This window comes from Romboutsia sp. D33t1_170424_H2 (assembly GCF_015669105.1).
GTDB lineage: Bacteria > Bacillota > Clostridia > Peptostreptococcales > Peptostreptococcaceae > Romboutsia_C > Romboutsia_C hominis.
In genome coordinates, this window is record NZ_JADOZQ010000029.1 from 1 (window position 1) to 8,543 (window position 8,543).

Sequence of the window (8,543 nt, forward strand, 5' to 3'; positions counted from 1 at the left end):
AATGCTTGGTGGAAGCAAAAAGAAGAATTTGAAAGCTTCAATGGTCCAATATTAATGACTACAAACTGTATAGTTCCTCCAAAGGATAGTTACAAAGATAGAGTATACACTACTGGAGCAGCAGGATTTGCTGGATGTACTCATATAAAAGGAAATTCAGAAGATGATAAAGACTTCTCACAAATAATAGAACATGCTAAAAGATGTAAAGCACCAGTTGAAATAGAAACTGGAGAAATAGTAGGTGGATTTGCTCATAATCAAGTATTTGCACTTGCAGATAAAATAGTAGATGCTATAAAAACTGGAGCTATAAAGAGATTCTTTGTAATGGGTGGATGTGACGGAAGAGCTAAGTCAAGAAACTACTACACAGAATTTGCAAAAGCTATACCACAAGATACTGTTATATTAACAGCAGGATGTGCTAAATATAAATACAATAAATTACCATTAGGTGATATAAATGGAATACCAAGAGTATTAGATGCAGGACAATGTAATGACTCTTACTCATTAGCACTTATTGCATTAAAACTTAAAGAAGTATTTGAATTAGAAGATATAAATGATTTACCAATATCATTTAATATAGCTTGGTATGAACAAAAAGCTGTAATAGTATTATTATCATTATTATACTTAGGAGTTAAAAATATACACTTAGGACCAACATTACCAGCATTCTTATCACCAAATGTAGCTAAAGTTTTAGTTGAAAACTTTGGTATAGGTGGAATAACTAATGTTGAAGATGATTTAAAAATGTTCTTAGGAGAAAAATAGGTTATAAAAGTAATATTAATTATATAAGTAGTAACTTATATAATTAATATTACTTAATATAAAAAGTTTCCTATAAAAAAGGAGATGGATAAAATGAAACTAATTGCTACAAACTTAAATAATATAGAAACAAATAGAGAAATATTAGTTCAAAACGAAAAATTCAAAAATATACTTTTTAAATTTGAGGAAGGTAAAGGTTTACCAAACCATACTCATAATGGATATGCTACTGTTCAAGTTATAAGTGGAAGTGTTGATATTGAATTTAAGACAGGAGAAAAATTCGTTTTAAATCCAGGAGACTTTTTACCATTTGATGCAAGGATAGAACATAATGTAATAGCAAGAGAGCTTAGTTCAATTCTTGTTACAATAATATTTTAAAAGCTAGAAGATATAATAGGAGATATAAAATGAAAGCATTTGTAGATAGAGACATATGTATAGGATGTGAAGGTTGTGTAGGTATATGTCCAGATGTATTTAGCATGGATGATGAAGGAAAATCTGTACCAGTAACAACTGATATCCCTGAAAATGAAATAGAATCAGCTAATGATGCAATGGAAAATTGCCCTGTAGGTGCAATAACTATTGAATAAATATTATATTAAATTTATTATACATATATAGTAATAATAAAAAATCCAATAGATAAACTATTGGATTTTTTAATTTTGTATTATACCGAATATTATTCTGAAATATTTTTTGTTGTAAGTATTGCCTTCTTATCTATACCTGAATATTGAAAATCTATAACTTTAATTCCAGCAAATACAATTAATACTATCAAAACTATTCCTATGATTATTTTTCTATCTTTCGATTTCATTTGTTTATCCCCCACTGATTTACAATAATTTCATCTGTATTATATAATAATTGTATATTAATATAATTATATTATATAAAAAAGATATAGGACAAGTATATAATACACTTAATATCCTATATCTATGATACTATATTTAACTTTAATCTCTTTTTTAGTTATGTAAATTTTACTATTTACAAATAAAATTATAATTGTAAATAAAAAAATATACATACTACCTAAAGTTTAGCTAATTGTTCTTGAAATTTTGAAGAAACTCCATTTTCATTTTTGCAATTAAAATCACTTAATGTTGAAATCCATAAATCAATTACTGACTCAATTTTACTATTTACAATAGATGAAGGATCTATATCATTGAAACTTAAAATATTAGTTAATAGATATTTTTTTAGTTCATCTCTTTTTAAATAATCATCTACATTTTTGCACTTATCGCAATAATTAGAATATGTATTATAAATTTGACCTAAGTAACATTCTTTATCAGTAAGGTTATTTAACTCTTTTATTGTTTTTAGAGCATTTAAAAGATTTTCTACCTTATTATGAAGAGGAAAATCTAATTCAAGTTCTTCAACCTCATTGAAAAAATTATAAGAGAATGTTATTTCTGTTAGATCTTTTAATAGATTGTCGTTAAAATCCACTTCATTTTCTTTAGCTTTTTGTACAAGCTCTTTTAATCTAATAGAAGTATACTCTATAGTAAAATTACATAATTGTTTTTCTAATGTTTTATTTTTATCTTGCATTTTTATTACTCCTTTTGATATTTAGTATATTTAATATGATACTCTTAAAAAATAGAAAAAACAGTAACTTATGTTACGGATTGGGTGGTATATAATGCAATATAATAAATACATAAATTGATAGTATTAATTTTAAAATTAATGAACAGATTACTAAATAAAGTTAAATAAAACTTAAAAACAATATCTTAATTAATAAAGGAGACAAAATATGAGTAGATTTTTAGCACCAATACACACTTGGTTATTTAATAAAGTAAAATTAAGTCAAGATTTAGAAGAACATATAGTAAGATTACACGCAGATAGATATCAAAAAGATGCATTAAAAATACAAGAAGAAGCAGTTACTTTATATGGAAAATATTTAGTAAATAAGCCATTAGAAGAATTAATAGATGTAGATAATATACATGGGTGGTTACAAGAAAGAATAAAAGAAGTTGAAAGTAGAACTGCATATATAGTGACTAAATATAAAGAGATATATGGAGAAGATAGTGTAGAACTTACAAAAAATGCATATACTCAACAAGCTATAGAATGTGCAAAAAATGAATCTAATAAAATAGATACACCAGAAAATGTATATGTTTCTTTAAATAATTATATATTAGCTGGTATGCCTTGTGATAGAGCAAGCTCTGTAATAGAAAAAAATGAAGAATATATAAAATATCAAGAAAATAAAGATATACACAAATCTAATTATGAACTAGGTAAAGGAGATTTAGAATATCTATATAATCTTAGAGAATTATGGATAAAATCATTTGTTGAAAATCTAGGTATTAGATATGCTTATGAAAGTAAAGTTAGTGGAAGTATTAGTGATAATAAAATTATAAAGCTATAAATTAAAAAGTAGTTGAAGAATTTTTTGATTTTTCAGCTACTTTTTACATGTAGGGAAATGTTATTATATAAAAAATTACAAATAGCATAAAATATTAACAAAATAATATTATATAAAAAATAGGTGATAAACTATGATAAAAAGAATATTTTGTGCAACTTTAATTTTATTTTTTATTATTAGCACTGTAGTTTACAGCAATGGGCAATTAAAAACAAACAAAAATAATAAAGAAATGCTAGAAAATTTATTAGATGAAGACAATATTTTATGGAGAATTGACAGTGATAATGATGGAATAACAGATGCACTTGAAGAAATAATAGGGAGTAATAAATATAAAAAAGATAGTGATGAAGATGGATTAAATGATAAGATTGAAATTGAATTAAATCTTAATCCAAATAAAAAAGATAGTGATAATAATGGGATAGAAGATAAAGATGAAGATTTTGATGATGATGGTAAAAGCAATGGATATGAATTAAAATATAAAACTAATCCAAAATTAAATGATAAATTTATAACTCCGCGATTTAGAAATAAAAATGTAAAAGTAAATGGTGAGATGTTACTTGAAAGTTGTAAGTTAAGTTATGAAGGTATAGAGAAAATGAAAGTAGGAAAAACAGTAAAAGAAGTATTTGGGAAAAATTATAATCTTTTAAGTGATTTTACTATAATAAGAACTACAGGACATACTAAAGGTTTTTCTGCTATAGCTTTAAAAAATGGAGATGCTTTGATAATAGCTTATCAAGCTAGTAAAGATTATAAGGATTGGCTAGGTAATTTTTTAACACAATTTATGCCACATCCTCAAAGAAATGCTTGTATAGAATTTCTTACTCCACTTATAAATAAAGAAGATAAAATATATATAACAGGTCATTCACTAGGAGGCCTTTTAACTCAATACGCTATATATGAACTTTACAACAATGGTTATAAAAATATAAAAGGAATAACTTTTAATGCTGCTAATAATATGAACCCTAATCATATAAAAGGTGAATATGGACCATTAATACTCAAAAAAAGCTTAGTAGGATATTATATATCAGCTTATGTAGATATACTCTCAGAAACAGATGAAAAAATTAAAGATAAAAAAGAATTAATTGATTTTTTTGATAAATCAATAGAAGCAGATGGATTTATAGATATTAATGATAAAAAATGGAGAAGTAATGATTTTTTTATAAATTATGATAAATTTATAGAAAACTATATAGTCAAAGGAGACCCTTTATATACAATAATAAATGGAGGATATTTAGGTAAATATAATAAAAAAGACTATGGATATAAAAATAAAGAAATTATAAAAAATGAAAAAGATTTCTCTAATGCTCATAGAATTGAAAATTTTGAAAATGATATTGACTTAAAAAAATCAATAAAAATAAATTAAAATATAAAAGCACCTTATGTAGATTTATTAGCTACATAGGTGCTTTTATATTTTAATTTATAAGATGAAAAAACCTGCTGCTATTATAAAGTATACAGAAAGTAATTGGACCCCTTCTAGCCAATTGCTTTCTCCATCGCTAGCAACTCTATTAACAATAAGAACTGCAAAAATAAGAGATACTAGTTCAAAAGGGTTAAATACTATACTCATAGGAGTAAATAATAAGCTTAAAAATATTAAAACTGGAGCAACAAATAGTATTATTTGTAAACTTGAGCCAATTGCAATTTCAACTGATACATCCATTTTATCTTTCATAGCCATAACAATAGCTGTTGAATGCTCTGCTGCATTTCCTATAATAGGTATAAGAATTATACCAACAAAGAATTCACTAAGTCCAAGAGTTTTAGTTAAAGAATCTATACCACTAACTAAAAATTCACTTTCAATAGCTATAAATATAGTAGCTAGAGCAAGCACTATAATAGATTTTTTTAATGTCCATTTAGCGCTACCTTCATCATCACTATGGTTTATAGAATATATATCTTTATGAGTAAAGAATGAGAAAACTAAACTTAATATATATATAGTAAACATAATTATTGCAACTACCACGCTAAGACCTTCATATTTAGTATTTAAAAGGGAAGGATCAATAGTATGTGTAAAAACAGCAGGAATACAAAGTCCTATAACTGCAAATAAAAGCATACTAGATGATACTTCTACAACCTTTTTATTAAAGGTTTGATTTTTATGCTTTATACCACCAAATAGCATGCTAGCTCCTAAAACTAATAATATATTTCCTATAACTGAACCAGCAATAGAAGATTTTACAACATCAAATAAGCCAGCTTTTAAAGCAAAGAATGAAATTATAAGTTCTGTTGCATTTCCAAAGGTCGCATTTAAAAAACCTCCTATTTTAGGACCTGTATAAAAAGAAATTTCTTCAGTTGCTTCACCCATAAGACCAGCAAGTGGTATTATCGATAAAGCAGCCAAAATAAACATAATCGTAGGTGGAAAATGCATAAATTCACCTACAAAGCTTATAGGTATGAAAATTAATAAGTATTTTAAAATATTCATATATACCTCCATATATGTAAAAATAATTAGAATTATAACTATTATACCATTTATTACCTAAATATACCTAAATAAAAAGTTATAAAGTTAGGATATACATTTATCACTTAAAATACTCAAATAATTTTTAAATTAAGATAAATAAAAGGCATCTTTATATAGCCAAGTGTTATAACTAGGTTGCATAAAGATGCCTTCAAGATAAGTACATAAAATAGTACTATGCAGTAAATTCTTCTTCAGAAAGTTCTACTAATCTTTTTGTAAGTATATTTCTTTTTATACCGTATTCATTTTCTCTCTCAAATTGTATTTCAAATCCAAGTTTTAAAACTGTATTTAAGCTAAAAATATTTTCTGTAGCTATAGCAGTTATTATAAAGTCTTTACCTCTAAGTAAAGATTCTTCTATTCTAGTTTCCATAAGTGTTCTGTGAAGAGCATTTCCTCGATAAACAGGGTCTACCATCACATATCCAGATACATAGCTAGAATTAATATCTAAATCATCTAGCCCTAGCTCGTAAAGATAATCTAAATAATCTCCACTAGGAGCTTCACAAAGAGCTGAAGCAACTAAAGTTTCTTCAACATAACAACCAATTATAAATCCACCTTTATCTAAAACATCCATCAAATAAAGCTCATCACGAGACTTTAACCAATTTTTATTATCTAGAGCATCACTCACCCTATTGTATAAATTAGTAACATCATTAAAGTTAGTTGCTGTTATATAACATACATCAGCATATAAGTTTTCACATAGTTCTCCATTAAATTTAGATAACTTTACTCTTTTTATCATAATAGACACCATTTGTTCACACAAGTTCGCTAGGCTTATGCAGTTTCTTAAAAAACTTCTCATACTTTCATATGAGAGCAGACTATTTCTTCACCCTCGACATTACTCGTTAGGGGCAACCTACTTCCACTATCAATCGCTTATAGTGTACGAGATAAATCTCTAGTCGTTGAAGGTTTCCCTATTCGGGACTTCCCTGCAAGAACATCCATTGTTTTGGTACTTAGGGTTTAACCATATACCATCCTAAGACTTCTTTCTACTTTCGTTCCTTCACGCTTAAAGCTATTCGCTTTTACGTTGTGGCACTTAGGCTTTAGGAATTACCTGCAATTCAGGTTGTACCATATGCAGATTTCTCTACATACGAGGCTAAGCTTACCTCTTTTCTTATTTTAAAAATACAAATATTATTAGATGGATTTCAATTTAATATTCATTGATAATTTATTATAACATAATACTTAAAAAAGTATATTAAAAATTATATTTTTTTATAAAAAAATTTAAATATTAAATGAAATTTCAAAAATACCATAATAATTCAAATTTCAAAATTGAAATTAAAGTTGAATCAATTTGAAATCATTGCTATATATAGGAATATAAAATATTTAAGAGGAGAAAATAATAAAGACAACAAATTAAGGAGAAAAATATGACTACTAAAATAAACAAAATAACTATTGTACTTATACTAGTTATAATATCACTTTTTAATTTAGGTATGAAAAAAAATGAAATTATAAAAGATCCTAAAATATTTAAAAATATATATATAGAAGATATTAATGTAGAAGACTTAACTACAAGGCAAGCAGAAGATAAAATAAATAAATATTATCATCCTAAAAATATAAATATAAGATACAATCAAAAAACATGGGTAATAAATAAAGATATAATAAAATTAAATTATAATGTAGATAAAGCAGTAAAATTAGCAAAAGATTATACAAGAACTGAGGATAATTTATTAAACTTAAGAAGAATATTTGATTTAGCTATAAAAAAACAACATAAAATAAAGCTAAAAGCATCATATGATGAAGCTAAGCTTAGTGAAATAATAGAATCTATAAAAGAAGAAATAGATAAAAGTGAGATAGATGCTACTGTAAGTATAAGTGAAAGTTCACAAATAAAAACAACTGAGTCAAAAGATGGGTTAGAAGTAGATGTTTCTAAGTTAAAAGAAAAAATATATGAAATGATAAAAGAAAAAGAAATAAAAGATATATATCTTCCTGTTAAAGTAATAAAGCCCAAAATTAATACATCAGATGTAAAAAGTATTAATGCTATATTAGGCCAATATAGTACTAGCTTTAATGATAAAAGTTCAAGAGGAAACAATATATATATAGCAGGAAAGAGTACAAGTGATATAGTTATAATGCCAAATGAAACTTTTTCATATAATTCAGCTACAGGACCTAGAACTTGGTCTAATGGATATAAAAGTGCAAAAGTTATAGTAGGAGGTAAATATGTAAACGGAGAAGGTGGAGGAGTTTGTCAAGTTTCAACTACAATATATAATGCAGCTCTTATATCTAATATGGAAATAGTAGAAGTACACAATCATACTTATCCATCTAGATATGCACCTAGAGGAAAAGATGCAGCAGTATCCTACGGTTATATAGATTTTAAGTTTAAAAATCCATATAGTCATCCAGTTTATATAAAAAATATAATAAAAAATGGAGCTATAACAACTAAAATATATGGATGTGATAAAGATAGAGAGAAGTTATATATAAGGACTGATGAAAAACATGAAGAAGAAAAAATATATGTAAATACTTATAGAGTATATTTAGATAATAACAATCAAAAAGAACGAGAAGAATTAGTAGCTAAAAGCATATATAAAATAAAAAACCAGTAATTATTTTTTACTGGTTTTTTGCATGAAATTAAAATATTTTTTCATCTTAAAATTTAATTAAGTATACAAAAAAATATACGGTTAA

Annotated in this window: 10 protein-coding genes; 6 read left to right on the forward strand and 4 right to left on the reverse strand. The window is 25.4% G+C overall.

The window, feature by feature from the left end:
• The 3 genes from hcp to I4U66_RS14400 all read left to right on the forward strand — a co-directional run.
• On the forward strand, positions 1 to 786 hold a 786-nt coding region (gene hcp, locus I4U66_RS14390; protein WP_195929297.1), incomplete at its 5' end, for a hydroxylamine reductase.
• Between the two features lie 93 nt (positions 787 to 879).
• Positions 880 to 1,173 (forward strand): cupin domain-containing protein, encoded by a 294-nt coding sequence (locus tag I4U66_RS14395; protein ID WP_092926202.1) that lies wholly within the window; start codon positions 880 to 882, stop codon positions 1,171 to 1,173.
• Positions 1,174 to 1,202: 29 nt separating this feature from the next.
• Positions 1,203 to 1,391 carry a ferredoxin gene (locus tag I4U66_RS14400; protein ID WP_195929299.1) on the forward strand — a complete coding sequence of 63 codons (189 nt, stop codon included), beginning with the start codon at positions 1,203 to 1,205 and terminating at the stop codon, positions 1,389 to 1,391.
• A gap of 92 nt (positions 1,392 to 1,483) precedes the next feature.
• Here I4U66_RS14400 and I4U66_RS14405 read toward each other — a convergent pair whose 3' ends face one another.
• Positions 1,484 to 1,624: a hypothetical protein gene (locus I4U66_RS14405; protein ID WP_195237098.1), complete on the reverse strand. Its 141-nt coding sequence runs from the start codon at positions 1,622 to 1,624 to the stop codon at positions 1,484 to 1,486.
• Between the two features lie 221 nt (positions 1,625 to 1,845).
• Positions 1,846 to 2,382 carry a hypothetical protein gene (locus tag I4U66_RS14410; RefSeq protein ID WP_195237099.1) on the reverse strand — a complete coding sequence of 179 codons (537 nt, stop codon included), beginning with the start codon at positions 2,380 to 2,382 and terminating at the stop codon, positions 1,846 to 1,848.
• A 211-nt stretch (positions 2,383 to 2,593) separates the two neighbouring features.
• On the opposite strand from I4U66_RS14410, the gene I4U66_RS14415 reads away from it, so the two are divergent.
• Together I4U66_RS14415 and I4U66_RS14420 are read left to right on the forward strand one after the other, a co-directional pair.
• Entirely contained in the window at positions 2,594 to 3,238 is a 645-nt protein-coding gene (locus I4U66_RS14415; RefSeq protein ID WP_092926196.1) for a hypothetical protein, read from the forward strand.
• 133 nt (positions 3,239 to 3,371) lie between these two features.
• Positions 3,372 to 4,652: a DUF2974 domain-containing protein gene (locus tag I4U66_RS14420; RefSeq protein ID WP_195929301.1), complete on the forward strand. Its 1,281-nt coding sequence runs from the start codon at positions 3,372 to 3,374 to the stop codon at positions 4,650 to 4,652.
• Between the two features lie 57 nt (positions 4,653 to 4,709).
• On the opposite strand, the gene cax is transcribed toward I4U66_RS14420, so the two are convergent.
• Both cax and I4U66_RS14430 read right to left on the reverse strand, forming a co-directional pair.
• Positions 4,710 to 5,756 (reverse strand): calcium/proton exchanger, encoded by a 1,047-nt coding sequence (gene cax, locus I4U66_RS14425; protein ID WP_195929304.1) that lies wholly within the window; start codon positions 5,754 to 5,756, stop codon positions 4,710 to 4,712.
• 220 nt (positions 5,757 to 5,976) lie between these two features.
• Positions 5,977 to 6,564: a GNAT family N-acetyltransferase gene (locus I4U66_RS14430; RefSeq protein ID WP_092926190.1), complete on the reverse strand. Its 588-nt coding sequence runs from the start codon at positions 6,562 to 6,564 to the stop codon at positions 5,977 to 5,979.
• A 658-nt stretch (positions 6,565 to 7,222) separates the two neighbouring features.
• Here I4U66_RS14430 and I4U66_RS14435 point away from each other — a divergent pair.
• Entirely contained in the window at positions 7,223 to 8,458 is a 1,236-nt protein-coding gene (locus tag I4U66_RS14435; RefSeq protein WP_092926188.1) for a VanW family protein, read from the forward strand.
• Positions 8,459 to 8,543: the final 85 nt, after the last annotated feature.

What these genes read in the sequence shown, in the direction of transcription:
- I4U66_RS14395 (WP_092926202.1), top strand. Translation starts at nt 880, where the DNA reads ATGAAACTAATTGCTACAAACTTAAATAATATAGAAACAAATAGAGAA.
- I4U66_RS14410 (WP_195237099.1), bottom strand. Translation starts at nt 2,382, where the DNA reads ATGCAAGATAAAAATAAAACATTAGAAAAACAATTATGTAATTTTACT.
- I4U66_RS14405 (WP_195237098.1), bottom strand. Translation starts at nt 1,624, where the DNA reads ATGAAATCGAAAGATAGAAAAATAATCATAGGAATAGTTTTGATAGTA.
- I4U66_RS14415 (WP_092926196.1), top strand. Translation starts at nt 2,594, where the DNA reads ATGAGTAGATTTTTAGCACCAATACACACTTGGTTATTTAATAAAGTA.
- I4U66_RS14420 (WP_195929301.1), top strand. Translation starts at nt 3,372, where the DNA reads ATGATAAAAAGAATATTTTGTGCAACTTTAATTTTATTTTTTATTATT.
- cax (WP_195929304.1), bottom strand. Translation starts at nt 5,756, where the DNA reads ATGAATATTTTAAAATACTTATTAATTTTCATACCTATAAGCTTTGTA.
- I4U66_RS14435 (WP_092926188.1), top strand. Translation starts at nt 7,223, where the DNA reads ATGACTACTAAAATAAACAAAATAACTATTGTACTTATACTAGTTATA.
- I4U66_RS14400 (WP_195929299.1), top strand. Translation starts at nt 1,203, where the DNA reads ATGAAAGCATTTGTAGATAGAGACATATGTATAGGATGTGAAGGTTGT.
- I4U66_RS14430 (WP_092926190.1), bottom strand. Translation starts at nt 6,564, where the DNA reads ATGATAAAAAGAGTAAAGTTATCTAAATTTAATGGAGAACTATGTGAA.